The sequence below is a fragment of the Candidatus Manganitrophus morganii genome (assembly GCA_021651055.1).
Classification (GTDB): Bacteria; Nitrospirota; Nitrospiria; order SBBL01; family Manganitrophaceae; genus Manganitrophus; species Manganitrophus morganii.
Map to the genome: position 1 here is coordinate 3,559,901 of JAJHOH010000001.1, position 24,502 is coordinate 3,584,402.

Here is a 24,502-nt window from a genome sequence, read left to right on the forward strand (position 1 = left end):
TCGGAATCGTTGGTCATGCGAAGATGAACCAAATAGAAAAGATTGACGGAGATATGAGCGGTTGATATCGTCTGTAAAGCGCATCGAAGATCGGCGAATTGTATTGAGGGTAAAAGAGTGAACTTTCTAAATAACCTTGATCCGGATATCCGCGATGCCCTCATCGTCCAGCTGAGGAACCTCTGGACCCACACAACGACTGCGCTGGAGGGAAATTCTCTCACGCTGGAAGAGACGGCTTTCGTCATCCGCGAAGGGCTTGCGATCAAAGGAAAGCCGGTGAAGGATCACCAGGAAGTCATCGGCCATGCAAAAGCGATCGACCTTCTCTATGACTTGCTTCGGCGTAACACATCCCTTACCGAAAAGGATTTGTTCTTGCTCCATAAGGCGGTTCAGACGAATGTCGTCGTGGATATCTTCAAACCGGTCGGCGCGTGGAAGAAGGAGCCGAACGGAACCAATGCGGTGATCAACAATCAGCAGGTAGTCATTAACTTCGCTTCACCTGAAGATGTACCCTACCTGATGAAAGAATGGATCGGCTCGCTGAATAGCCGGATGGCTGAAAATCTCTCAGAGATGGCCGCTCTTTCCGCTTATGTCGATCTTCATGTTTCCTTAGTTCGAATTCACCCCTTCTTCGATGGGAACGGCAGAATGGCGAGACTTCTGGCCAATGTGCCGGTCTTAAAATCAGGCTATCCTCCGATCATCATCCCCAATGAAAGCCGGTTGGAATATATCCGGTTTCTTTCCGAATATGATTTTGAGGTCGGAACGGTGAAGAAAGGGAAGCCGCTCCTTCCGGAGCCCGATAAATTGGTGGAATTTAAATCCTTTTGCGCAAATGCTTGGGGAACTACGAAGCTACTGTTTGAGCGGGCTCATCAAGAACAGCGAAAAAGAGGAAAATCAAAATAGAGAGTGACGGCCCAGGAGTTCTTTCCCTTTGGCCTTTTTTTTTCAGGATTCGGCGAGGGGAGCGCCGCCGGCGATATCATTTCGCCATAATAGAATCCATATCTAAATAGCCCGAAGCCCGGGTGAATCGTCAAAGCCCTTCGGAGAATTCTTTCTCCCGAGGGCTTTTTTGTTTTCAGAAAGGAGGTGATTTCGATGAACTGTCCGAGGTGTCAGGGGCTGATCGGCAATGAGTTTGTCGCCACCCACGAAGGAAAATGTTTCTCCGTCTACTGCATCATCTGTGGTTGGAGGCCGACGCGCGCTCCCTACCGGGCCACACCTTCAACCAAGAAGCGGGCTTAAAAGAAGCCGTTTCTTCCATCCGTCACCGAACCATCCGTAAGCCGACAATCAAAAAGAGAGGAGAAGATCATGAAGAGAATCACGGGCGGAGCCACGCGAGAAGAGGTCCTGTTCAGGGAAATGAAGAAAGCGCTTCCCTACATGGAGCGCGGAATCGATTGGAGCGATCTGAAGGATCACCGGCGGGAAATTCGAATCGACCGGGCCATGGGAAGGTAAGACTTAACGACCAACCAACGACAAGGAGGAGGAATGAAGACCTATCAGAACATATTCCACGGCACGATCGCCTCGCTGCTGGTCATCAGTGGGATCGCTCTCGTTTCTACCCTGGCGATGTGTATCGGGGTGGGCGCGGGGATGATCCTGGGATATCCATCCGGTGTTTGGGCGAATCTGGGAGTCTCGGTGTTCGTGTTGGGGATCGCAGGCGCTCTCTTCGCGGGAATCTACCAGCTCGCCCAGAAGCTCTTTATCACCGCGATCGACTCTCCGGCGGATCATAAAGAAAGGGCGGTCGGAAAGGTCATCCAAATAAAAAGGGATCAACCAGCTCTAACTGATTGATCCCTTCGAAGGTCCCTTATCGGGAGACGCTTCTATCTAACTGAGATCAGTCTATCGATTTGGGGCCTTCCTGTCAATTAAAAAAATCAACTCACCAAAACGACAAGGAGGAATACCCATGAAGAAGAATCACGCTCGAGGAGGAAAATTTTTATCGACCTGGCAAGGAGAGGCCCCAAAAGGAAGAGACAGCTCACCATTGTGTTATCAGAGAGGTCAGAGAGAGGAAGACCGGCGTCTTCGGTATTCCTTGGATTCCGACGGCGCTCGGATCTGGAGTTTCTGAGGAGTTTTTGTCCGAAACATTTTTACCCCCCCTTTTAAACTAGGAGATCGACGATGAGCAAGATTGAAATCAAGAAGCGTGAAGAGAGATTCAATCCCTGTTTTGCGGCCCTGAAGGGGCTTGTGGGGAACCCGTCCCAAAAGAGCCGTTCGGAAAGATATCTCGCCTGGAGGATGTCGGCCGGGTCCTACATGAAGCGGTTTGGACTTCGATACCGGGAGGCCGACCGGATCTCTACCTTCATCTATCAGGTCAACGGAGAAGAGGATACTTCTTTTCTTCGAGCGATGGAGATCTGGGTTCGGGAGGTCGCTTTGACGAAGGGATCGATCGGCGAGATCCTCGATGCGATCACGATCTTTCGGGTCTGCCTGATCGATCCCGAAAGGATCGGCAGCTGCAAGAGGGCGCGCGCGGAAGTCGATCGTTATGTGAGATCCCGCTATAGCGCTTCCTGACGCCGTGGGCGCAGGAGGAGGGGCTCCTCTTCCTGCGCCTTTTGGAGGTATCCATTTTGCGACACCCCTATTTGGAAAGATTTTAGGCCTTGTCGCAAAAACAGGTCTGAAGGATGTTTTCTGCCATCGGCCGGCATAGAAGTTGCTCTGAGGGGAAAGCATGTGCATCAACCAACGGGATAAGAAAAACAGGAGTCAACCCAATGCAGCAAGATATCAAATACAATCCAAACGGAACGCTTTCAGGCAATGCGCTTCGAGTGCTCGAGAAGCGGTATCTGGCGAAGAACGAGGAAGGACAGGTGATCGAGACCCCGGAGGAACTCTTCCGGCGAGTCGCCCGGAATATCGCACAAGCCGATCGGTTCTATGATCCAGCGGCCGATGTGGAGGGGGTCTCCCAGGAATTTTTTGAAACGCTTTCGGAATTAAGATTTCTTCCGAACTCTCCCACGCTGATGAACGCCGGCCGGGATCTGCAGCAGTTGTCGGCCTGTTTTGTCCTTCCGGTGGAAGATTCGATGGAGGGGATCTTCGACGCGATCAAGCATACGGCGATCATACACAAGACCGGAGGCGGCACCGGCTTCTCCTTCAGCAGGCTTCGGCCGAAGAACGACCTGGTCCGGACCACCGGAGGGGTCGCGTCAGGGCCAATCTCGTTCATGAAGGTTTTCAATCACGCCACGGAAGCGGTCAAGCAGGGAGGAACGCGCCGCGGCGCCAACATGGGAATCCTTCGGGTCGACCATCCAGATATCCTGGAGTTCATCCGCTGCAAGGAGGACACGAAAGAAATCACCAATTTCAATATCTCGGTCGCCGTCACGGACGCGTTTATGGAGACCTACAGGAAGGGAGAGGATTTCTTGTTGGTCAATCCAAGGACCAAAGAGGTGTTACAGAAAATCTCGGCCCGGGAAGTGATGGATCAGATCGCCCGTCAGGCCCATAAAACAGGAGAGCCGGGGATCTTCTTCATCGATCGCGCCAACCAGTCCAATCCGACGCCGCAGATTGGGGAGATCGAGGCGACCAATCCCTGTGGGGAGCAACCGCTCCTTCCTTACGAGAGTTGCAACCTGGGGAGCCTCAACCTGGAGCGGCATCTGGTTGCAGTCGACACCCTGGAATCAGTGGCGGGTGCGGGTGGTCAATATCGATTCGATTGGGCCGCCCTGGAGAAGAGCGTGAGGACCTCCGTCCACTTCCTGGACAATGTGATCGACATGAACCGCTATCCGATCGAAGAGATCGAACGGATCACCAAAGCCAACCGGAAGATCGGGTTGGGAGTGATGGGCTTCGCCCGGATGCTCTTCAAGCTGGCGATCCCCTACAACTCAGAGAAAGGGATTGAGACGGCGAAAACGGTCATGAGCTTCATCCGGGAGATCGGCTACGATGAATCGGCCAAGCTGGCCGAGAAGCGCGGGGTCTATCCGAACTGGAAGGGATCTCTGCATGAAAAGCGGGGAGAGAAGGTACGGAACTCTTACGTCACCACAGTGGCGCCGACCGGAACGCTCTCGATGATCGCCGACGCCTCCGGAGGGTGTGAGCCGGAATTTTCGCTGATCTGGTACAAGAACGTCATGGGAGGAGATCATCTCGCGTACGTCCTCGACTACTTCGTCGAAGTGGCCAAGCGCGAGGGCTTTTGGACCGGTGACCTGCTCGATAAGATCGTGAAGAACAAAGGCTCGGTGCAGGGGATCGATCAGGTCCCCCCGCATTGGCAGCGGGTCTTCGTCACCTCGCATGGGATCTCTCCCGAGTGGCATGTCCGGATGCAAGCGGCCTTTCAGGAGTTCTCCGATTCCGCCGTCAGCAAAACGGTCAACCTCCCGTCGACGGCAACATGCGATGCGGTCAAGCAGGCGTATCAGTTGGCTTATGATCTCGGCTGCAAGGGAATCACCGTCTATCGGGACGGGGCCCGGCTGGATCAGGTCATGAATGTCGGAGGTATTCCTCAAAATACCTCCGACATTAGGGAAGTGCCGGCGACAGAAAGTGGAAAAGAGGATCGGATGACATCGGAGCTTCCCGACCTCATTCCGGAGTTGAGGATCAAGGTCAAGACGAAACGAGGCAATTCCTATGTCCATGTCGGATTCCTGATTCAGGAGGAGAGCATGGCAGGGATCTTCGATATCCTGCGCTCTCAAGGGAGCATCCGGGAGCTTTTTCTCTCCCCCTCGCCGCATGTCAAAAACAGAGAGCTGCTCGACATGGTCTGCCGGCTGGGAAGCAAGCTGCTTCGATCGGGCGCGCCGATCGAGGAGGTGCTGGAGCAACTGGTGAAATCGAACGATCAATTCGGTGAGATGACCTCCGATGCGTATGCCTTGATCAAAGGGTTGACGACGGTGGTTTCCCGGGTCCAGGAAGCCGCGGAGATGAGGCTTCCCTGTCCGGAATGCGGTGCCTCTTCGCTCCGGATACAGGAAGGATGTCTCCTCTGCGCCGCCTGTTCCTGGTCCAAATGCTGAAGGGCCGATTGAAGGAAGCGACTTTACTTTGTCGGTTTGATGGGAGGAAGTTCATGGTAATGACCGATCGGGCGGGGCGTGTGAAGAAGAAAACGGATTCGGCCGGAAAGGATTCGGCCGGGAGGGCGCCCCTCGGGGTCTGCCCGCACTGCAAGGCGGGCGGCATCGACGGGGACCATCTGATCGTCGCCCTTTACTGGGATTCCAGCGACCGAGCCTTTCGCTGCGTTTATTGCGGATACTGGCAGTAATGGGGAAACACGCCTGGCCGGAGGACCAGGGCAGAATCATTTGACAGGGTCCGATCTGAATGATATGATTGCTATGATTATAACAATTATAGCAATTGAGGAGGTCCGATGATCAAGGAAGCAACGGCAATGACGGTGCGCAAGAATCTGGGTGAACTTATCAACGAAGTCCAGTACCGGCATGATTCCATTCTGGTTACCAAAGCTGGAAAACCGGTGGCAGCGATCGTGGACATCGAGCTGTTCAATAAAATGCGGGCGTTGGAATCGGAATTCGACCGTCTGGTCGGCGGCTTACAGGAAGCCTTTAAAGGGGAGACGATCGAAACAGTCGAGAAAGAACTGCGCAAAGCCAAGACGGCGTCGGGCCGCCGCAGCCGTAAATGAGGGTCGTTCTAGACACCAATGTCCTCCTCTCCGGGTTGATCATCCCTGATAGTCTTCCCGGTCGTATTGTCCAGGCCTGGAGAGAGGCACGGTTCGACCTGGTTTTCTCCGAACAAATGCTGGAAGAAATCCGGAGGATTTTAGCCTATCCAAAAATCAACAAGAGATTGAAATGGGATGCAGAGGAAATTGAACGATTTCTCCTTTTGCTCCGCTTCAAATGTGTGATCACGACCCCCCCACCGATGAGCTTTGAAGATTTACGGGATCCGGATGACGCCGCTATTTTATCTGCGCTGATCGATTCCGGTGCCGAAGCGCTCGTCACGGGAGACGAAGATTTGCTGATCTTGGCAGGCCGATACCCGATCTTTTCTCCCGCCGAATTCACCAGGCGTCTTTAACAAATAACTAAAATTCCAATCGAAACAAAATGCTCCGGGCTTGAGAGAACCGTCTTAAGTCCCTGTTGGATCAGTGAGGGGAACACTGCCTGGCTGAAGTTTTGCCATGACTGAATGCTATAAATAATCCGAAGATTGGATGTTAACCAAGCCCTTTGAAGGAATCCCTTTGAAGGGCTTTTTTATTTCAAAAGGAGGTTCCAGGGCGGTGTACGAAGTGTGGTGGAAACGTGGGAGGTGACCATGCAAGAACCGAGATCGAAACGATACCCGGACGAGATTCTCCATGATGCGAATTTCAGGCCGGCTCACCTACCTCTTGAAGAGAGGCTTCTGTCTTGCGCCATCAGCGATGCTGAGTTCAACGATTTTTTAAGAAGGGTCCATCCGAAACTCTACGAGCGGATGCGGGGCAAGCTCGATTCGGCGGCGCGGGACCTAAAAAGGCTCTATCGAAGACAACAAAACCGGGCGCTCTGTATCGAGGTCGAAAAGCTCGGCCTGGATCCCAATCAGCCCCTGCCGCGTGAATTGGCGGAACGGCACGAGGAAACGTTCAGCCTGCGTGTGAAGGAGCTTGAGAAATGGTTACGGGAAACCGTCTGTCCCATCTTTCAAAAGATCAGGAAGGAGGAGAATTGAAAAGAGATCTCAATCATCAAAACATCGTCATTCACTTATCGGACGCCGTCGCCGATGGGAAGGCCGATCTGCCGGCCGAGCCCGAATCGGTGTTAGGAGATCGCCTGCTGCCGACCTACGCGGGCGTCCTCCGGTCGGGGATCAAGGTTCCGTACGAATCGGGAAAAAACGCGCTCACCGCGAAAGAGAGGACGCTTTTTGAAAAATGGACCTCGGAGGGGCGCTCTCCGCGCGAGATCGAAAAGGAGCTCAGGAAAGATCTGAGGCCGACGAATGTCCCGTATTTTTCGGTCTACCGGTCGGAGTGCAAAAACAATCCGGAGCATGCCGATTTAATCCGGACGCTATATGCCAATGAGCGCGGAGAGATCGACCGGCTTCGGATCACCTTTCTGTCCGAGAAGTGGTGGGAGACGATTCCCCATAAGCTGATGGCTTTTCGTAAATCGGGTCTTTACTGCTCCTCGGAGCCGATCGAAGGCCGGTTGATCGCGACCCGGGATCCCGAAATGGAACAGGCGGGGGAGGGTAAAGAGAAACATAAGAGGGAATTCAAGAGGAATAGAATCACACTCCCTTGCATCCCCGACGAGTGTCCGATCTATGCGGACAATGGTTGCCGCTTTTCAGGAGTGCTTCACTTCATGATCCTGGGAGTGCCCGGAACCGACGTGTGGCGGCTGCCGACCACTTCCTGGTACTCGGTGAGAGGTATCAAAGAGAAGATCGACATGTTCCAATCGGCGCTCGCAGCGAGGGGGCGGTCTATTGTTGGAATTCCGTTCGAACTCTTTAAATACGAAGCTGAGATCTCGCGTTGGGATCCTGCGAAAGGACGGGTCCGCTCCAAACAGTGGATCATCCGGATCGACTGCCCGGAGCTGCCGTTAGCGGATTTGATCGTCCAGAGCGCCGGCTTCGGATCGATCCAGAAACCGCAAGCCCTCTTGCCGGTAAATGGGACCAATGGCTCAGGATCACAGGGTGGGGCACTGCATGTGAGAAGGGCCACGGGAGGATCATCGAATATTCGGATATCCCAGGAGAAGGGACGGCCACCAGAAGAGGCCGAGGCGCCTGTGGCTGGGGCCACACTTCCCGTTTTTCCGCCTGATCTCTCGGCAGAGGGGAAAGCGACTTCGGAAAAGTCCAACGCGAATACAGATCATGAAAAGGGGGATGGAACACTGAATGTCAAGGAGGAGACGAAGGCTCCTCCCACGTCTCAAGGAAAAGAAGAGAAAGAAAAAGGAAGCACGGAACCGGCGTATCGCCCAGGGGAAGAAACGGTCCCTAGAGAAGAAATGACGCGTGAACAGTTACAGTCGGCGATCCTGGGCGAGGTACATCCGATCGGGAGCGTCCCTTTGAAGACGGTCCGGGATTACCTGAGTTCCGTCGGAAAAAAGCATTTCAAGGATCTGTCGATGGAGGAGGCGAAGGCTCTCCATCGGAAGGTTCTGAGCGCCAAGGCGGAAAGCACCGATGCAACCGGCGAGGGGAGAGCGAAAATTTGTTCGGCTTGTCCGGCGGAGATTGCCGTGGAGGTGGAACAATATTCCCTGAAGCGCTTCCGCCGGCCGCTCTGCCGGAGTTGTCAGGAGCAAGAGAAGGGCTCTCTTCCGAACCAGACGACCCCCCAGCGGAAAGCCCCGGGGCAGGTACCGGATGCCAAATTCTAAAGCTTTAAGCGGGAGGCCCCGGATTCACTTCGGGGCCTCTTTTTTAGAGGAGGCGCATGGAGCTGAGAACGATTAAATCCATTCCGATCCTGGATGTTGCGGAAAGGCTTGAACTGAAAATCAGAGGCTGCTCGGCGCACTGTTTCGCGCATCAGCCGGATCGAAACCCCTCTCTTCGATTTAACATCGAGAAGAACACCTTTCGCTGTTATGTCTGCCCGCAAGTCGGCGGGTCGGTGATCGACCTGGTGATGCAGGTATTGAACGTCCCTTTTCATGAGGCATTGGAATATCTTTCCGGAAAGGGCGAGATAAAACGGTCGACGAGGAAGAGAATATCCGAAGGCCCGCTGCTTGGGATGGAAGATAGGGACGAGATTCTTCGCGCCCTGTTGTCGGAAGCTCCCTTAGAGAAGGAAGGGATAAGTTACCTGGCGGGCAGAGGGATCGATATCGATATCGCGCGGAAGATGGGGGTCGGATTCCTCCGGCCGGAAGATTATCGGAATCTCTTTTGGCGGATGAGCCGAAGATTTGGGCGAAGCCGCTTGAAAGCGGCGGGTCTGACCCGGTTCCATCTCTTCGCGAAAGAGGGCTTAAGCTTTATGCTCTTTCCGTATCGGCTGGAGGGACGCGTGCATACCATCAAGGGGCGCTGCCTTCTGACAAAAGCGGAGGCGAAGGAGCGCGGGGTCAGCCGGTTTGTCATGACGGAGAGGGCGCAGATCTTCTACAACCAGGAGATCTTGAAATCGACCCGGGACCTCTACCTTTGTGAGGGGGAGATCGACACGCTCACACTGCTACAGGCGGGGTATCCCACCGTCGGGATCCCGGGAACCGGGAGCTTCAAGGAGAGCTGGTTCGATCTGCTCATGGGGAAACGCGTTGTGCTCTGCCTGGATTCCGATCCCGCCGGATGTGAGGCGTCGGCCTATTTGGCGGAGGAATTCAGCAAGCGGGGGATCGCGCATCTGAAACTCGATCTTCCGAGTGGAAAAGACGTGAACGAATGTTACCTGGATGCGCCGTTACTGATGTGAAGGAGGGGACTGTTGCTCAACGATGAACAGAAGGAAGCCGTTTTGACCCGGGATGTCCCGTTATTGATTCTGGCAGGCCCGGGAACCGGAAAGACCGAGACGATCGCACACCGGATCGCCGCATTGATCGGGGAGGGAGAAGATCCCGAGAAAATCCTGGCGATTACCTTTACCAATAAAGCCTCCCAGGCGATGAGAGATCGTGTTCTATCCCTCACCGGGAAGCGCCTCTCCTGGATCCGGACGATCCACGGGACCTGCGCCCAACTACTGAGGAGCCACATACACAAACTCGGATACAACACGGCCTTTAATATCGCCTCGATGGAGTATAGCAATAAGATCCTCAAAGAAGTCATTCACGGAATAGGACTCAACGAGGTTTCGTTGGATCTGTCGGAGATCACAAGAACGATCGCCCATATCAAGTCCCAGGCAAAACCGGAAGAGCAGCTTGCCTCCGAATCCCACCCGTTCCCGGAGATCTTCAGCGCATATCAAGCGAAGATGCGATCGCAGGGATGTATCGACTTTAACGATCTGGTCTATCTCTGCCTGAAATTAATGAAGGAGGATCCCGCCACCCTGGCGGAGGTGAGGAATCAATGGCGCCACCTGATCATCGATGAAGTACAGGATTGTGATCTGGCCCAATACCAGTTGATCTCGCACTTAGGAAAGGAGCGCGGGATCGCCGCGGTCGGGGACGACGACCAATCGATCTACTCGTTCCGGTCATCGACTCCGGAAGTGATCGCCCTGTTCGTCGCCGATTTCTCTCCGAAGATCATCACGCTGAAGAAGAGCTACCGTCTTCCCCGGGTCTTGCTTACAGCTGCCTGTTCTTTGATCAGGAACAACTTAAGTCGATATGAGAAAGAGCTCTGTTGCGCGCAAGAGGCGGAAGGTCATTTGGAGGTTCGTGGATTCTGGTCTGAATCGGAGGAGGGGGATTTCGTGGCAAAGGAGATTCTTACCCTTCAGGTCAGGGGGGTCCCTTCCAACGAGATCGCCATCCTGGGGAGACGGCATGCGCCGCTTGCGATCGTCGAGGCCTCCCTCAAGCGGTGGAATATTCCCTGCCGGAAGATGGGCGAGCGCTCCTTCTACGATCTGCGGGAGGTGCGCGACATGATGGCTCTGATCACGGCGATCGCGCTACCGGAGAATTCTCCCGCGCTGGAGAGGATTTTCAAATTAGCGCCTGGAATCACCGCCCGGTCAATCGATTTGCTGGAGGATATCGCGGAACAAAACGAAGTCAGCCTCTATCGGGCGGCGGAACTTGCGATTGAGCATCAGTATCTGCAGGGAGAAGCTTCTAAAAGTCTGCAAGAGGTGTTGACCCGGCTGGATCAGCTCCGTCCCAGAATGGAGCAATTGTGCATCTCGGATTTGATGAGGGCGGCCGCGAAGGAGTTCGACACCCTCTCTCATCTGCAGAAGATCTCACGAGGACCTTCAGATTACGAAAAGCGTCTGGGTCATTTAAAAGATCTGGCGCAGATGGCCGATCAATTCGAGCTGTCGTCCGGACCGAGTCTGACGAATTTTATCAACGAGATGGCGATTGCGGCGATCCAGGGCGGGAGTCCGAAAGAGAAAGGCGGTATCCGCCTGATCACCCTTCATGGGGCGAAAGGCCTGGAGTTTCGTGTGGTCTTTCTCATTGGAGCTTTTCAAGGGAATATTCCGCACGTGAAGGGGAATCTGGAGGAAGAGCGACGGCTGATGTATGTGGGGGTGACCCGGACGAAAGAGCGGCTCTATATCTCTCATGCCCGGTACGTCCAGAACGAAGTACGGCAGCGATCGTACTTTGTCGACGAGATGGGACGAATGCTCAGCCCGCGGTCGCAGGTCTGACAAAAAAACAAAAGGGGTGAGGGACTCGATGACCGGGAATGTTCTGAAAGACACGCATCCCCTTGTCCGGGAGGCCTGGGAGGCGGGATTCAATCCGATCGTCAAGGATCATGATCTGATCGTGTTGGATCCCCTCCCGGTATCGGACCAAGAGGGCCTGGCGAGAGAGGGAATGATTCATGACCTGGAGAGGCGGATACAGGAGAAGAAACAAGGCGTTCTTGTTTATCTGAGAAGCCTGGAACAGGTCAAGGTGCTCATTCATAGCAAGCGATTAAACGATAAAGTCTGGATCGTGGGGACGGAAGCGCTCTTGAAAACCATCCCGGATGAGGAGGTGGGGTATTTTCCGGCGGAGGTGTACCGGATTAAGGTGGCGAACTGGCCGGACGAAATATTGCAAAAGATCCATCTGACGAAAAAGATTCTGGGAGGCAGCATCCTCCATATTCAACGGAGAGTTGAAGGGAAATCGCTTCCGAAGAGATAGTCTCTACCTTGCAGTGTCATCAAGTGAAATCCAACAAGGAGATGAAGCTGGATGCAATGGGTCAGAGTGAAGCTGATCAAAGAGGCGCGGCCTGTGTGGGCGACCCGGATCAGAGATAGAGAAGATGTTCATAAGATGCTCAAGCGCTACTACCGCTTTCATGACCGCGAGGAAGCGCTGATCATCTGTTTGGATAACAAGAATGCGCCGACGCATATTCATTCTCTGTCGGTCGGCAGCATCAATCAATGCATCATTCAGCCCCAGATCGTGTTCAGGGTCGCGCTGCTTGCGGCCGCGGCGCAAATCATCCTGGTCCACAATCACCCTTCAGAGGATCCGACCCCCTCGAAGGAGGATCGACAAATTACCGAGCGGCTCGTGAGAGTAGGGGAACTGATGGGGATCAGGCTGATCGATTCACTGATCGTAGGGGGAAACCGGATCGAATCAATCCTGTAGAAATCAAGCGCCATAAATAACCAAGACATCCAAGGAGGTCCTGTGGAGTTTGTTCCCACAGGGCCTCTGCTTTTTATCGGTACGAATAAGAGGAGGAAGAGGCTTATGCCTGAGTTCAAATCGTATCTTCGCGCGGGGTATCCCGCATTGTATGTCCGGACCGTGGAGCCTGACCGGGCCCGGGAGACGCTCAGCAAGGAAGCGTTGGAAGTGGAGGGGACGGCGGTCTGCTGGGATGTCCTTTCCGGAATCAAAGACATGAACGGGCAGTGTATTTCGGAGAATTCCGATCCGTTATCGCCGCTGACGTGGCTGAAGGAGGCATCCGAGAATACGATCCTCTTTCTGTGGAACTTTCACAAATTTCTGAATTCCGTCGAAGTGATTCAGGCCATCCAGAACGGCATCCATGAATGGAAAGGAGAGGGAAAATCGCTTGTCGTGCTGGCTCCGCAGGTTCAGATTCCGGTGGAGCTCGATCGGATCTTTACGGTGATCGAGTTCTCGCTCCCGAATCGAGAAACAATCCAAAGTATTCTCTCGGACGTGGTCGGATCTTCCGGGCTTTTGATGCCGGAACACGCGGAGGCGTTGTTGGATGCGGCCACCGGCCTGACCACGTTCGAGGCGGAGAACGTTTTCGCCCTCTCGGCGATCGATCCCAGGCCGTTCTCATGCTCGGTTGTATCGACGCAGAAGGCGCAGATGGTGATGAAGAACGCCTCGCTTGAGATTTTCTACGCAGCCGATCGGTTCGACACCCTGGGGGGGTTGGACCGGCTGAAGGAGTTTGCCTTGAAGATCGCAGGCTCCCCCCTGGCGCGGGGGCTGCTTCTGCTGGGCGTGCCCGGATGCGGCAAAAGCCATTTTGCCAAGGTCTTGGGTGGAGAGCTCTCGATTCCGACGCTCTCTCTGAATTTCGGCCGGCTCTTCGGATCGTTGGTGGGAGAGTCGGAGGAGCGAATGCGACAGGCGTTGTCAGTCGCCGACGCCATGGCGCCGTGCATCCTCATGCTCGATGAGATCGACAAAGGATTGTCGGGCGCGAATTCTTCTCATCAGTCGGATGGCGGGGTCGGATCGCGGATCTTCGGAACGTTTTTGACCTGGCTGAATGACCACACAACCCAGGTGTTCGTGGTGGCGACGACAAATAATATCGCGCATCTTCCCCCGGAATTTCTTCGGGCGGAGCGATGGGACGCCATCTTCTTCGTCGATCTTCCCACGCCGGAGGAGAGGGAGGCGATTCTGAATATCCACGCGGCGGAATACGGGATTGAGCCGGTGGGCGTGCCGGATCTGTCCGCCTGGTCGGGGGCGGAGATCCGATCGCTCTGCCGGATTGCGGCGATGACGAAAAGCACCCTGATCGAGGCCGCGCGTTATGTCGTGCCGCTGTCCCGGAGCATGGGGGAGAAGCTCGCCGAGCTGAGGGAGTGGGCGAAGAGCCGGACGCTGCCTGCTTCCTCCCCGCAGAGATCTTCACTCTCCCGCAGAATCAGCGCCAAACCGGCCGAAGGGGGCGCAAACTAAAAAGAAGGATTTCATCAAGAGAGGAGGTTCTCATGTCACACATTACCAAAATCGATATCGAAGTGACCGATCTGACCGCGTTGAAAGCGGCGTGCTGTCGGCTTGGATTCACCTTTGTCGAAGGCAAGAAAACATACGCCTGGTTTGGGCGTTTCGTGGGTGATGCCTCGCTTCCAGAAGGTTTGTCAATCGAAGATTTGGGCCGATGCGATCACGCCATCGGCGTTCCGGGAGCCGAATACGAAATCGGAGTCCGAGCGGAGAGAAGCGGGTTCCGCCTTCTATGGGACAGCTACCAACGCGGAGGCTTGGAGCAAAAAGTCGGTAAGGGCGCCGGTCTTCTCAAGCAGGCGTATGGGATCGAGAAAACGAAGCTGGAAGCGAGGAGAAAGGGCTATTCGGTCTATGAGAGCCGGAAGACGGACGGCTCCATCACCTTGAAAATTCAGCTCGGAGGTGGGCGATGAAGAAGATTGAAATCACATTTGGCCCGCAGGGAGAGGTCACGCTCAAGACGGAGGGCTTTGCCGGGAAGCAATGCCAGGAAGCCTCCCGATTTTTGGAGCAGGCCCTGGGATCCGTTTCCGAGGAGACCCTGACCGGCGAGTATTATCAGGTCCAAATAAAGGACCGGCTGGAGCAAAAACGCGAATAGGGTAGTTGAAAGGAAGGCGGTAATGGGGTTGAAAGGAAAAATGGAGGTCCTGAATGAGCATATTTGAGAAAGGCTGTCTTGTGCAGTTGTCTGTGAGCATCTGGGGAGGGAGGATCAAGCTCCCCTCATCCGCCCTTCAGGTCGATGCCGATCCCGCCCTGATTAGAGCGACGAAGTTTCTGGTGGACCGGGAGTGCTTGAAACCGGTCGAGCGAGTCAGAAATGAGGCGCGAGGGGATCTCTATGAAAAGACCCTCCCGTTTCCGATCCCGGGAGTTCTTTTCATCCCGAAGGACCTCATCGGAAAGATCGATGAGAAGCTCAAGAAATATCAGACGGATTTCAATGAACAGGCGGAGGCCTTCTCGAGGAATTACGATCTCTTCATGCAGGGGGCGCGTCTTCGGCTTAACAGCCTGTATGATCCGGACGATTACCCGGCCGATATCCGGTCGAAGTTTTCTTTCTCATGGCGTTTTCTGATGTTGGATGCGCCCGGACGCAGCGGCGTGCTGACTCCGGAGATCTATGAGAGAGAGCAGGAGAAGTTTCAGAAGACGATCGAGGAATTTCACGAACTGGCCGGCGCCACGCTTCGAACGCGGTTTGCCGAGATGGTCGACCATGTGGTCGATCGCCTCTCCGGGGAGAAGAAGGTCTTCCGGGACTCGTTGATCGAGAATATCCGCGGGTTCCTCTCGGATTTCTCACAGCTGAATATCAATGACGATACGGCGTTGGAGTCCCAGGTGAATCGTTGCAAGGCGATCCTCGAAGGGGTGGATCCCAGGACGCTTCGATCGGATGAAGGATTCCGAAATGAGGTTGCGAAGAAAATGGGGACGGTCCGGGAGCAACTCGACGCGATGATGATCGCAAGGCCGAAGCGCAAGATCCGGATACCGGAAGCGAATGGCCTGGAAAAAGGAGCGGCCACCCGTAGCCTAAGGATTCAAGCCGCCGCCGGAGAGGATGGGGCGCTGCATGTGCAGGATGGAACACCGGATATCACGGAAACGGCGGAGAGCACGCACAGGGAGGCGGTCGCGTGAAGATCATTTTTCTGCCGGACGGGACGGCCGTCACTGTCTACACCGAGACCCTGGAACTCTCAGGCCTCGGCCGTTTAGAGCACAGGAGAGCGTCTCATGTGGAGCCGACGGCCGCGGGGGAGTGGATCGCGGATCTCTCCCCGGTGGGAGGCCCGATGCTGGGGCCGTTTGGTCGACGCTCCGAGGCGTTGGCCGAAGAAGGCTGCTGGCTTGAGTCGCAACTGGAAGGGATCGCCGAAGATCCATGTTCATAATCTGAGGAAGGGGGGTCCGGAGGCCGATACCTCCGGACCCCAACTTATACCAGGGAGGCCTATGACGGAACAACTCGGTCTGTTCTCTTTATTGGATGGACCATTACTGCAAGTGAATGATCCATCTCCCCTGTTTGTTAAGTCGACTGGAATTCGCGAAGAGAAGGAGACCGAGGTCTACCCGTTTCTCTCCTACCGGCTCTCTCGGTCTCCGTGGATGACCCACTTTGAGGGGAGCGGAGAGCGCGCTGAAAGGCACATCTCCGCGGTGAGCCGGGTTCCGGCTGTGAGATCAAGACTGATCGAATTGATATCGAAGCTGAAAGAGGGTCGTGGGCCTTACGACGAATGGATGCAGATGGCGGCCATCCAGGAGAGGCTCTATCTCGATTATTCCGGCGAAGGGGGGCTTGCGGTCAGCGGCGACTTAATTCGGGCGCAGTTGACTTATATCCGCGATCGGGTTGTGCCGGCGGCTCAAAGAAAGGTTCTCCTCGCGGGCCTGTATGCGTTATTCGAGTCGGACTTCCCGCCGAGAGTCGCGTCTCTGGTGGAGTCGCTGCGGGGCCAGGCGGACAATTTCTCCTCCGGAGAGATCTCTTCAACTCGCATGGATTACTTTCTGGAGGGGCTGAACGAGTTGGAAGAGGAATTGGGAGACAGAGGTATCTTCGAATCCGTAGGACGCGCTTTGAACTCCGATGAAGGGAACGGCGCTTACTACTCTCCAGAGGTCTTTCATCACCTTCTTCGGCTCATTCCGATTTCAGCCATCCCGGGACAGGAGATCAATGTCCTGGAGCCGAACGTCGGAAAGGGAAGCCTGATCCGGCCGATGGTTCATCATCCCGGATTTCTCATCGTTGGTAACGATCTCAATCCCATTTCCGCCGAGATCGCGGAAGTCACCACGATGGTCGATCCGACGGGGGTCGCAGTTGCCTGCAGAGAGGGCGGCGCCATCCCTACCGCCAAGAATTGCGCTGTTTTAAAACACCATGCGTTCGATCTGATGACCCTTCTTCCGGATCATCTCTTCGATCTGCTGATCGCCAACCCGCCGTATACGTTCGATCAACCGAAGAGCGGCTTTGATAAACAATTCCGGGCCATGGGGCTGTCGAAAGGGCCGCAGGGGTTCTCGTTGGCCGCCTACACGCGGCAGATCTTGCCGATGAAACTGCGGGAAGGGGGGATTTCGATTCTGATCACCTCGGCGCGATCCCGCAACTTCAAGCGGGTCCGCCATGCGTCGGGGCACATCAGCCACCCGATGATGATCCTGGCGATCACCGGCCAGCCGTTCTCCCAAAACGACGCCGAGTTAGTACCGGTCTCAATGCCGGCCTACCTGTTCGATGGGAAAGGAATGGCCGAGAAGAGACAGATCAGGGCGGAGTGTTTTATCTCGATCAATGTCTTCCTCTCCGCAAGAGAGGCCAACGGAAAACAGACCGCTTTTTCAGAGTGTGCGATCATCCAGGTCCACCATGAGCAGCTGGCCTCCTTCGTCGATTTGTATTTGGATTCCTCACGATGGATGAGCCTCGATCGCCAGCTGCTGGATCCTTCCATGCGGATGATGCAATCCGCAAATCTGCTTCGGATGTTCGGCCGAATCAAAGACGGCTTACGGGCCTATTTGGAGGAGAAGCGGATCTCCGCGAAGCGGCGATATGATCATGAGGAGGCGAGCCGGTACGAAAGGTGGATTGAAGAGGTCAACAATAAACGGTTTCATCAGATCGGAACGTTCGAGGATCTGAACCAATGGATGATTGAACTTTCGGAGCGATGGAATATTCCGGTCCGAAAGGAGATCGAACGGGCCCTTCGCAACAACCCGCTTCGGGAGATTTTTGCCAAGAAAAGGAGAAATAGGGCCGGAGCCTCCGACGTTGCTTCGGAAGTGAAGAAGGTTTTTGAGGTGATTCTCTCTGTTTCCGATCGCTTTTTCTCCAGGTTTTATATCCTCAGCGCCATCTACCTCGCTCTGGCCCTCCGTGAGATCGCAGAGCTGCATGGTCCTTTCAACGGGGTCTCTTTCGATAGCGTTCATCCGATTCTGAAGCAGGCGCCGTACCCCCTCTCGCTCTATCTGCTCATAGAGAAAGAGATCTCGGAGATCTTGGAGTCCTTTCCCGAGGGGGAGCGGAAGGAGGTTCTGGGAAAGATGCGCGAACGGCGGCTTCTTCTGGTCTCTCATGTTTCGCAGTTCAACGCGATCAGCAAGGCCGCAAGAGACGAGTTGAACTCCGCCTTCGGGGAATCCTGGCGGCAAGATCTGATTTGCGGGGCCTTGCCGGAAAAACAGCGCATCCTGATACTGCTTGAGACAGGAAACGGTCTGGTCTTGGCGGTTGGGCAGCTCTTATTGGCATTGGTGGAGCAGGACGCGGTGAAAATCAGGGAGAGGAACCAAGCCTTATCGGTGTTCGATCTGATGGAGATGCAAGAGCAGTATCAGAGGTATTTGAGGGGTTTTAATTCGGGCGGTCTGACGCAAAAGCGGATTGGGAACCTGATTCGGAAGACGGAGGAGTTGATCGGCCTCATGCAAAAGTCGCAGGAGATACTGACCGGCGCCCGGACGGGGCGGAAGAGAAAAATACGCCCACAACCCGTCGGATGATCGGAAACGATGAAGAATATTTAGGAGACAGTGGATGCAAATCGAAGAAAATAGATCGATCAAGATCGATGTGAATCTGAACATCATGATGAAAAATTTCGGCGAGGTCTTCTCCGGGGAGAGAATCTGGGTTCGGGAACTTCTGCAAAACGCCCGGCGCGCCGGAGCCACACGGATCAACATCTACACAGACCGAAGTGATCCGAATTATTTTCGAATCGATGATAACGGATCCGGCGTCTCGGATTTCCAATCGCTTCTCACCCTGGGCGGCTCCGGATGGGAGCCGGAGGTGATCGAGCGAGAGAACCCGTTCGGAATGGGGTTCTATGCGGCCCTGTACGCGGCTGTGACCGTCGAGATCAGATCGCGGGGGCAGCGGGTAGTACTGCACAGCGGCCGGATTCTCGCAGGCGAACCGGTCGTCCTTCAGCCGTGCGAAATCCGATCCGGAACATCGATCATCCTGCATCTGAAAAAATCGACTGTAGACGCCGGGAAGGAAAATCAGATCGAGAAACTCAAAGAGGTCCTTGAGACGATCGTCCGCGGATTTCCGGTCCCCGTGTATCTGAATACCGAATCTCTGTGCCGGCCGTACGCGTTGGATGTCTGGAGGGGGCTTCGGTTCGATCTCCCGGACGGAGTGGCTCTTGTGGAGTTGAACCCGAAGGACACCTTTTCCACGAAGGGAGTCACTTTCCTGCAGGGGCTTGTCATTTCGAGTGCGGACAATGGCTTACGGACCTGGCCGAACTTCAGCCGGCGCGGCATGCAGGTGTATATGCATCTTCACGGCGATCAATGGCGCGTCCGGGTCCCGGACCGGAACATGTTGTACGATTCCACCGAGACCCGGGAGAGAATCGGATCGCTTGAAAACGGGGTCGTAAAAGCCGCTGCGAATCATATCGAAGCGCAGGGACAAGCGGAGAGGTTTTTCGAATGCCTTCTGGAATGGGAATGTTATGAAGCTGTCCGGAATCTTCCGATTCCGGCTTCCCGCTGGGGCCTACTGATCACTCCGATGCATCTGCTCCATTACGAGGGGGAGGATCAGGAGAATTCGTTTGGCTCCCCTGTGGAAATTCCGGCCTCCAACACGGAGTTGCGTTTCCTGAAAGACAGAGCGAGTCTCTACCCGGCGGATGACACCCTCGATCATCTCTTCGCCATGTACGCTTTTGGCCTGCCGATTCTGGATGCCTGGGACGATCCGGAGCATTGGTTCTCACGGGCGAGCGCCGGCGAAGAGATCGAGGCGTTTTACAAACGCGGCGTGTCCGTCTCGGTCGAAAAGAATGACATCGTGGCGGAAGGAGCCTGGTGGGGGAAGAGGGTGGTTCTCTGTAAGCGGTTTTCCCTGACCCTGGAAGGATACGGGATAAAAGAGATCACGGAAGACGCCTTCCTCAACGGCGCCTTCTGGATCATCGATCGGCCTCTGCACTGGGATTATCCGATCGACCAGGCCTTTTACTTTCAGACGGAGGGAGAGGACTTCGACGAATCCGGCTTCGATGCGGCGATGGAGAACTTCCGGGCGAATCTCGCGATCATCAAGGGAGATCCGGGCGCTTTGATTCAGAGCGCCCTTCAAGAGTATGCGCAAGCGCTCGACGGCAGCCGGTTTGTGGTGGAAGTCAAAGGGGGAGAGATTCAAGTCAAAGAACTCCCGGTAGCCACGAATACATAAGAAACCAGGAAGGTCAAAGAGGGGCTCTCTTCGTCAACACGAGGAGGGCCCCTCTTTTTTTAAGGAGACGTCATGGAAGTGAAATTCCGATACGAATTGACGAGCCGGATGGGATGCAATCTATATGAGGCTCTGAGGGAAGAGGATTTCGACAGGATCACCGAAGGTGAGACCGAATACTATCGCGAGCAGTCGGAGGTCGGATGTGAGATCCGGAAACCCTTTGTAGAATGGCTCGAAGGACATCTTCCTGCGCGGGATTGGCGGGAAATCAAAGAGGGAATCGGATGCGATGATCTCTCAAAATGGTTGTTGGAGAATCCGGTCCCCGAACGGGACGAAGATTTAAGGAGAACATATTCGGAAAAGGAGATCGAATTTCTAACAACGACACAGACGAAGACCAAAAGCGGCATCCATCTGCCCCTGTTGTGGGATCATATCGATCCCGACGATGACGCCGACGTGGCGCTCGGTTTCGGCCTTATCACCTATCCTCCGGTAGATGAGAGCGGCCGGTATATTCAGAGCGGAAACAGCCGGCATCTTCCGGCCGATATCGCAAACCGGATCAAAGCGTGGATGGAGGAGGCCAACGAACTGGCAAGAAAGACCGGCCGCGGCGTCGGATCTCCTGATCCGAAGGATGACCTGGACCGAGCCATCGACGAGAAAGTAGCCTCCCTTTATCGGGAGGCCTCGTGTTTATCGGAGAAGACCGTGCTGTCCCTCATTCGGATAGAGGGATTTTATTGCGGGATTCACGGAGGAACTGTGAAATATGAACGACCCATCCTGAGATCGGAGGTGTTGGCCTGCCCTTCCTGCAATCATCCGGTCTGCCCGTTCTGTGCCAACTGTTACGAGAAGGATCCGGCGACGATCGAGGAGGCGAGGGCGTATCTGGCCTCCTGTGATGAGGTCTCAGGAATGGCCTATTGCGGGCATTGCGGGGATTGGGGTGTGGAATGGATGCTTCGGTTCCTGCGATTAAAGTGCTGTCCCATCCCGCCGGAATACGAGAATCACCAGCCGGCGGCGAGATCCGTGCGGTTCGTCGCCACCAACACCGTTGCCGCCTTGCCGGACTGTCATCTCATCCTGGAATCGGTGTCCCGGAGCTTCGCAAAAGGGATCTCGGGAATCATTCACTATCCGCATTCCACGGGAGAGATCTGGGGCATTCCGGAGAGACACCCTGAAGGATGGATTGTGACCCTCTGCTATCCGGAGGAGCGATGACCACGAAATGGACCTATCCGTTCGTAAAAGAGTATCTCAGATTTGTCCGAAAGGCGTTTGAGATCACCCGCGCCGGCGGCCGAATCAAAATACGCTGGAGTGACAGCCCGATGGAACTGCGGGCCTGGCGGAAAGAGTTTATCGACGCCCTCGACCGTCGCATCACCAAATATGGAGGCCTCGATGGGAGGGGCCGGAAATTCGATCCCGACTGGCAATTGTGGATGTGTAGAGACCGCCATCGTTTGGAGGACATTCGAAAGCGAATCCGTGTTTATCAGTTCGAAACCCCGGAGATGCAACGTCGGTACGGGCATCTGCTCGCGCGCCGGGATGACTTCTGAACGCCAGGCCTTTTTCATTGGCATTGGGATCGAAATTCATCAGGAGAAAACAGATGGAAACAGATCAGAAAGTGGAAATGATCGCCATAAAAGACATTTTCGTAATCAAGAACAGCAGGCAGTATATCGATCCGGCCGCGTTGGGGGAATTGGCCGAGAACATCAGGATGAACGGCCTCATTCAACCGATCACGGTCGTCCCGAACGGGGAAGGGAAATACGATCTCGTCATGGGGGAGAGACGTCTGCGCGCCCACGAGAAGCTGGGGATGGAGAAGATCGCCGCGATCGTTCGGGAGGGGCTGACGGCCGAGCGGATGAAAGCGATCCATCTGGCCGAGAATATTCAACGCGAATCTCTTCCCGCGATCGACGAGGCGGAAGCCTTTGAGGAGCAGTTGGCCGAAAAATCGATTCAGGACCTCGCCGCGATGATCAACCGGAGCGAAGAGTACATTCGCCGGCGGATGAAGCTGCTTCATCTGATCTCGGAGGCGAGGGAGAAGGTCAGGACCGGCGCGATCGGCCTCTCCGTAGCAGAGTTGTTATCGTGTCTTCCCGACGACCGGCAAAAAACGATGCTGGCCACGGTGGAGGAGCAGCGCCTCAACGCGGTACAACTCTCCAATCTGCTGAACCATCAGAACGATCGGCGGCTCGTCAATGCCGTCTTCGACACCCAGGACTGCCGTAACTGCCCCCATAACAGCGCGGGTCAGCCGGATCTCTTTGCTCGGGAGGCCTCGGGTCTTGGGAAGTGCCTCTACGATCCGTGCTGGAGCAGGAAAGATCTGGAGAAGGCGAAATCTCTGGCGAAACAGATCGAAGAGATGGGGCCCCGGGCGGTCATCGCCGGGAAGGTCAAGATCGGCATCGACGATCTTCCCCCGGAGATCGATCAAACCCAGGCCGTCATGCACAATAAGGGGGAGCTGGGCGAGGAGGCTCTGCGGGATTGCCAGAGTTGCAAATTTCTGGTTGTTTTCGTCTCCGCGGGAGGTTACCCGCTGCGGCAGAATATCTGCACGAACCGCCCCTGCTACGAGGAGCGCGCGGCGCGATTCCGGGGAGGGAATGCGGAAAAGAAGTCCGGATCTACAAAGGGGGGAGCCAAGGCCGAAAAAGATCCCGGTTTAAAGAATGTATCCACAGCCAGTCCGGTTCCCAAAAAGATGACCCCCGCAAACGCTCCCCAGCGGGTGAAGGATTTCAAAAGAAATCGATATCAGGAATATCTGGCCGCTCACCTCTTAGAAACCCCGGAGAATCGACTACGGCTGATCCTCCTTGCCATGAAAGACACCTCCTGGGGGAGGAACTGGACTGGGGATTCCACCCTGAAAGAACTTAATCTGGCCTGCGACGGCTTTGAATCCGATCCGCCGAAGCTCTATTCCAAGCTGAAAGCCTTGAACGCGGAGCAGCTGATGACCGCGGCGGGGAGAATGGCACTGAAGGCGCTCGATAAATTCTCTCTCCCTTTAATCGAGGAGATGGTCTTCACCGATCTTGCGGCCACCCCGGAAGTCCTCTTTAAGATCGATCGAACCTACCTGGAGCTGCTCACCAAAGCGGAGATCGAGGCCACCGCGAAGGAGGTCGGCATGACCATGTTCCTTCAGAACAAAGGGGGGTCGGTATCGAAGTTATCCACCCGGCCGAAGAAGGAATTCATCGATGCGCTCCTCGCCTGCGGATTTACGGCCCAAATCATGCCGGCCTGGCTTACGCGGGAGACCGATTTTCAAAACGGATAAATCAATTCTGTAAAGAACATACCAGACCAACACAATAAGGAGGTTCACCATGTTTGATTTTACAAAGATCTCAAATCTCATACCGCCCCAGGGGAAAGTGACTTTTACTATTACCACGGGGGAGCGCGGGAAACTGGTCGTGCTCTTCCATCCGATGTATCCGGAGGTGAATCCGCTTTCCGGGAAGGAAAAGGAGTTGTATGAGCAGGCGCGGGTACCGCTGGTTTTTAAGGCGACCCCGGAGGAGCTCAACGAAGGGTTTATGTCGCTGATCGAGCAGAACTACGAAGAGGAAGGGAGGCTGCATCGCGCCTTTTCGGTCAAACGGGAAGCGGTCAGTAAGGCGATCTCAGGGGCCGATAAAGGGAAGACCGAAAAGAAAGAATCAAGCGAAGAGAAGAAGCCCTCTGAATTGGATACGCCTCAGCCGGACACGTCTCAAAAGGTCGACTCGTCGAAGGAGAAAATTGGGACCCCCGCCGGGGTTGAAAAGGAGCCTTCCGCGTTTGATTTGTTTGGTTAAGCGCTCCACATATAAACACATCTGATAATGGAGGATTTATGGATATACAAAAAGTAGAACGCGTTTTTGAATACGGTTCATTAAAACTGGCCGATCCCGATCCGGTCATGTCGCCCGATCGGGTCAAGGAGTTTTACGCTACGGTCTATCCCGAGCTGACCCAGGCGGTTGTGGGGGAGCCGGAGCGCCGGGGAGCGACCCAGGTCTACAAGTTCACCCGGGCCGTCGGAACCAAGGGGGGCGAGCAATCGCCCCCCCATCTTCACATGCAGTGTCCCATCCTGCTCGCCGTCGAGCAACTGGCTAAAATGTCGGAAGAAGGTCTTGAAGAGGAGAAAGGAGCGCGATGTCCAAACGACTTACTCACCCGGTTTCTAGGAGCGATACAACGGAATACAGAACCAATCGCCCAGGTACAGGAGCGGCCACCAAACGAAAGCCCGCTTCCCGGTCGATTCCTCCCCCTACTGCCGTAATTCCCCTCCCGAAGCTCGATCAGTCACTCGCAA

Annotated in this window: 27 protein-coding genes; all 27 read left to right on the forward strand. The window is 55.0% G+C overall.

Translation table 11 applies throughout. The annotated features are described in order from the left end of the window. The first annotated feature begins 117 nt into the window (after positions 1-117). On the forward strand, positions 118-924 hold the full coding sequence (locus tag MCM46_16315; GenBank protein MCG3113380.1) for a Fic family protein: 807 nt from the start codon (positions 118-120) through the stop codon (positions 922-924). 195 nt (positions 925-1,119) lie between these two features. Beyond that, the gene (locus MCM46_16320; protein ID MCG3113381.1) at positions 1,120-1,269 is read left to right on the forward strand and encodes a hypothetical protein; all 150 of its coding nucleotides are present in this window, start codon (positions 1,120-1,122) and stop codon (positions 1,267-1,269) included. A 69-nt stretch (positions 1,270-1,338) separates the two neighbouring features. Beyond that, on the forward strand, positions 1,339-1,488 hold the full coding sequence (locus MCM46_16325; protein ID MCG3113382.1) for a hypothetical protein: 150 nt from the start codon (positions 1,339-1,341) through the stop codon (positions 1,486-1,488). 33 nt (positions 1,489-1,521) lie between these two features. After that, on the forward strand, positions 1,522-1,836 hold the full coding sequence (locus MCM46_16330) for a hypothetical protein (GenBank protein ID MCG3113383.1): 315 nt from the start codon (positions 1,522-1,524) through the stop codon (positions 1,834-1,836). Between the two features lie 339 nt (positions 1,837-2,175). Continuing rightward, positions 2,176-2,580 carry a hypothetical protein gene (locus MCM46_16335; GenBank protein MCG3113384.1) on the forward strand — a complete coding sequence of 135 codons (405 nt, stop codon included), beginning with the start codon at positions 2,176-2,178 and terminating at the stop codon, positions 2,578-2,580. A gap of 203 nt (positions 2,581-2,783) precedes the next feature. Beyond that, positions 2,784-5,075: a vitamin B12-dependent ribonucleotide reductase gene (locus MCM46_16340; protein ID MCG3113385.1), complete on the forward strand. Its 2,292-nt coding sequence runs from the start codon at positions 2,784-2,786 to the stop codon at positions 5,073-5,075. 53 nt (positions 5,076-5,128) lie between these two features. Then, complete coding sequence (locus MCM46_16345; protein ID MCG3113386.1) at positions 5,129-5,326, forward strand: hypothetical protein; 198 nt, start codon at positions 5,129-5,131, stop codon at positions 5,324-5,326. A gap of 108 nt (positions 5,327-5,434) precedes the next feature. Further along, positions 5,435-5,713, forward strand: a complete 279-nt coding sequence (locus MCM46_16350) for a type II toxin-antitoxin system Phd/YefM family antitoxin (GenBank protein ID MCG3113387.1) — start codon at positions 5,435-5,437, stop codon at positions 5,711-5,713. Next, positions 5,710-6,117 (forward strand): putative toxin-antitoxin system toxin component, PIN family, encoded by a 408-nt coding sequence (locus MCM46_16355; protein ID MCG3113388.1) that lies wholly within the window; start codon positions 5,710-5,712, stop codon positions 6,115-6,117. The genes MCM46_16350 and MCM46_16355 overlap by 4 nt, the downstream gene beginning before the upstream one ends. 243 nt (positions 6,118-6,360) lie before the next feature. After that, the gene (locus MCM46_16360) at positions 6,361-6,759 is read left to right on the forward strand and encodes a hypothetical protein (protein MCG3113389.1); all 399 of its coding nucleotides are present in this window, start codon (positions 6,361-6,363) and stop codon (positions 6,757-6,759) included. Further along, positions 6,756-8,441 (forward strand): hypothetical protein, encoded by a 1,686-nt coding sequence (locus MCM46_16365; GenBank protein MCG3113390.1) that lies wholly within the window; start codon positions 6,756-6,758, stop codon positions 8,439-8,441. Before MCM46_16360 ends, MCM46_16365 begins: the two co-directional genes overlap by 4 nt. Before the next feature lie 56 nt (positions 8,442-8,497). Continuing rightward, on the forward strand, positions 8,498-9,484 hold the full coding sequence (locus MCM46_16370; GenBank protein MCG3113391.1) for a toprim domain-containing protein: 987 nt from the start codon (positions 8,498-8,500) through the stop codon (positions 9,482-9,484). Between the two features lie 12 nt (positions 9,485-9,496). Further along, positions 9,497-11,350 carry an ATP-dependent helicase gene (locus MCM46_16375; GenBank protein ID MCG3113392.1) on the forward strand — a complete coding sequence of 618 codons (1,854 nt, stop codon included), beginning with the start codon at positions 9,497-9,499 and terminating at the stop codon, positions 11,348-11,350. Positions 11,351-11,378: 28 nt separating this feature from the next. Continuing rightward, positions 11,379-11,840, forward strand: coding sequence for a hypothetical protein (locus MCM46_16380; GenBank protein ID MCG3113393.1), 462 nt, complete (start codon positions 11,379-11,381; stop codon positions 11,838-11,840). Positions 11,841-11,891: 51 nt separating this feature from the next. Beyond that, on the forward strand, positions 11,892-12,302 hold the full coding sequence (locus MCM46_16385; protein ID MCG3113394.1) for a JAB domain-containing protein: 411 nt from the start codon (positions 11,892-11,894) through the stop codon (positions 12,300-12,302). Positions 12,303-12,407: 105 nt separating this feature from the next. Further along, positions 12,408-13,838: an AAA family ATPase gene (locus tag MCM46_16390; protein ID MCG3113395.1), complete on the forward strand. Its 1,431-nt coding sequence runs from the start codon at positions 12,408-12,410 to the stop codon at positions 13,836-13,838. A 32-nt stretch (positions 13,839-13,870) separates the two neighbouring features. After that, positions 13,871-14,305 carry a hypothetical protein gene (locus MCM46_16395; protein MCG3113396.1) on the forward strand — a complete coding sequence of 145 codons (435 nt, stop codon included), beginning with the start codon at positions 13,871-13,873 and terminating at the stop codon, positions 14,303-14,305. After that, entirely contained in the window at positions 14,302-14,493 is a 192-nt protein-coding gene (locus MCM46_16400) for a DUF2997 domain-containing protein (protein MCG3113397.1), read from the forward strand. Before MCM46_16395 ends, MCM46_16400 begins: the two co-directional genes overlap by 4 nt. A gap of 53 nt (positions 14,494-14,546) precedes the next feature. Further along, on the forward strand, positions 14,547-15,545 hold the full coding sequence (locus MCM46_16405) for a DUF3150 domain-containing protein (GenBank protein MCG3113398.1): 999 nt from the start codon (positions 14,547-14,549) through the stop codon (positions 15,543-15,545). Further along, positions 15,542-15,799, forward strand: coding sequence for a hypothetical protein (locus MCM46_16410; protein ID MCG3113399.1), 258 nt, complete (start codon positions 15,542-15,544; stop codon positions 15,797-15,799). Before MCM46_16405 ends, MCM46_16410 begins: the two co-directional genes overlap by 4 nt. Before the next feature lie 61 nt (positions 15,800-15,860). Further along, positions 15,861-18,431 (forward strand): hypothetical protein, encoded by a 2,571-nt coding sequence (locus MCM46_16415; GenBank protein ID MCG3113400.1) that lies wholly within the window; start codon positions 15,861-15,863, stop codon positions 18,429-18,431. A 34-nt stretch (positions 18,432-18,465) separates the two neighbouring features. After that, the gene (locus MCM46_16420; GenBank protein ID MCG3113401.1) at positions 18,466-20,127 is read left to right on the forward strand and encodes a hypothetical protein; all 1,662 of its coding nucleotides are present in this window, start codon (positions 18,466-18,468) and stop codon (positions 20,125-20,127) included. A 72-nt stretch (positions 20,128-20,199) separates the two neighbouring features. Beyond that, positions 20,200-21,369, forward strand: coding sequence for a hypothetical protein (locus MCM46_16425; protein MCG3113402.1), 1,170 nt, complete (start codon positions 20,200-20,202; stop codon positions 21,367-21,369). Continuing rightward, positions 21,366-21,713, forward strand: coding sequence for a hypothetical protein (locus MCM46_16430; GenBank protein MCG3113403.1), 348 nt, complete (start codon positions 21,366-21,368; stop codon positions 21,711-21,713). The genes MCM46_16425 and MCM46_16430 overlap by 4 nt, the downstream gene beginning before the upstream one ends. Before the next feature lie 53 nt (positions 21,714-21,766). After that, positions 21,767-23,470, forward strand: coding sequence for a ParB/RepB/Spo0J family partition protein (locus MCM46_16435; GenBank protein ID MCG3113404.1), 1,704 nt, complete (start codon positions 21,767-21,769; stop codon positions 23,468-23,470). Between the two features lie 49 nt (positions 23,471-23,519). Continuing rightward, positions 23,520-23,993, forward strand: coding sequence for a hypothetical protein (locus MCM46_16440; protein MCG3113405.1), 474 nt, complete (start codon positions 23,520-23,522; stop codon positions 23,991-23,993). A gap of 38 nt (positions 23,994-24,031) precedes the next feature. After that, on the forward strand, positions 24,032-24,469 hold the full coding sequence (locus MCM46_16445; GenBank protein MCG3113406.1) for a PRTRC system protein C: 438 nt from the start codon (positions 24,032-24,034) through the stop codon (positions 24,467-24,469). Positions 24,470-24,502 lie beyond the last annotated feature (33 nt).

What these genes read in the sequence shown, in the direction of transcription:
- MCM46_16320 (MCG3113381.1), top strand. Translation starts at nt 1,120, where the DNA reads ATGAACTGTCCGAGGTGTCAGGGGCTGATCGGCAATGAGTTTGTCGCC.
- MCM46_16325 (MCG3113382.1), top strand. Translation starts at nt 1,339, where the DNA reads ATGAAGAGAATCACGGGCGGAGCCACGCGAGAAGAGGTCCTGTTCAGG.
- MCM46_16330 (MCG3113383.1), top strand. Translation starts at nt 1,522, where the DNA reads ATGAAGACCTATCAGAACATATTCCACGGCACGATCGCCTCGCTGCTG.
- MCM46_16335 (MCG3113384.1), top strand. Translation starts at nt 2,176, where the DNA reads ATGAGCAAGATTGAAATCAAGAAGCGTGAAGAGAGATTCAATCCCTGT.
- MCM46_16340 (MCG3113385.1), top strand. Translation starts at nt 2,784, where the DNA reads ATGCAGCAAGATATCAAATACAATCCAAACGGAACGCTTTCAGGCAAT.
- MCM46_16345 (MCG3113386.1), top strand. Translation starts at nt 5,129, where the DNA reads ATGGTAATGACCGATCGGGCGGGGCGTGTGAAGAAGAAAACGGATTCG.
- MCM46_16350 (MCG3113387.1), top strand. Translation starts at nt 5,435, where the DNA reads ATGATCAAGGAAGCAACGGCAATGACGGTGCGCAAGAATCTGGGTGAA.
- MCM46_16355 (MCG3113388.1), top strand. Translation starts at nt 5,710, where the DNA reads ATGAGGGTCGTTCTAGACACCAATGTCCTCCTCTCCGGGTTGATCATC.
- MCM46_16360 (MCG3113389.1), top strand. Translation starts at nt 6,361, where the DNA reads ATGCAAGAACCGAGATCGAAACGATACCCGGACGAGATTCTCCATGAT.
- MCM46_16370 (MCG3113391.1), top strand. Translation starts at nt 8,498, where the DNA reads ATGGAGCTGAGAACGATTAAATCCATTCCGATCCTGGATGTTGCGGAA.
- MCM46_16380 (MCG3113393.1), top strand. Translation starts at nt 11,379, where the DNA reads ATGACCGGGAATGTTCTGAAAGACACGCATCCCCTTGTCCGGGAGGCC.
- MCM46_16385 (MCG3113394.1), top strand. Translation starts at nt 11,892, where the DNA reads ATGCAATGGGTCAGAGTGAAGCTGATCAAAGAGGCGCGGCCTGTGTGG.
- MCM46_16390 (MCG3113395.1), top strand. Translation starts at nt 12,408, where the DNA reads ATGCCTGAGTTCAAATCGTATCTTCGCGCGGGGTATCCCGCATTGTAT.
- MCM46_16395 (MCG3113396.1), top strand. Translation starts at nt 13,871, where the DNA reads ATGTCACACATTACCAAAATCGATATCGAAGTGACCGATCTGACCGCG.
- MCM46_16400 (MCG3113397.1), top strand. Translation starts at nt 14,302, where the DNA reads ATGAAGAAGATTGAAATCACATTTGGCCCGCAGGGAGAGGTCACGCTC.
- MCM46_16405 (MCG3113398.1), top strand. Translation starts at nt 14,547, where the DNA reads ATGAGCATATTTGAGAAAGGCTGTCTTGTGCAGTTGTCTGTGAGCATC.
- MCM46_16415 (MCG3113400.1), top strand. Translation starts at nt 15,861, where the DNA reads ATGACGGAACAACTCGGTCTGTTCTCTTTATTGGATGGACCATTACTG.
- MCM46_16420 (MCG3113401.1), top strand. Translation starts at nt 18,466, where the DNA reads ATGCAAATCGAAGAAAATAGATCGATCAAGATCGATGTGAATCTGAAC.
- MCM46_16425 (MCG3113402.1), top strand. Translation starts at nt 20,200, where the DNA reads ATGGAAGTGAAATTCCGATACGAATTGACGAGCCGGATGGGATGCAAT.
- MCM46_16430 (MCG3113403.1), top strand. Translation starts at nt 21,366, where the DNA reads ATGACCACGAAATGGACCTATCCGTTCGTAAAAGAGTATCTCAGATTT.
- MCM46_16435 (MCG3113404.1), top strand. Translation starts at nt 21,767, where the DNA reads ATGGAAACAGATCAGAAAGTGGAAATGATCGCCATAAAAGACATTTTC.
- MCM46_16440 (MCG3113405.1), top strand. Translation starts at nt 23,520, where the DNA reads ATGTTTGATTTTACAAAGATCTCAAATCTCATACCGCCCCAGGGGAAA.
- MCM46_16445 (MCG3113406.1), top strand. Translation starts at nt 24,032, where the DNA reads ATGGATATACAAAAAGTAGAACGCGTTTTTGAATACGGTTCATTAAAA.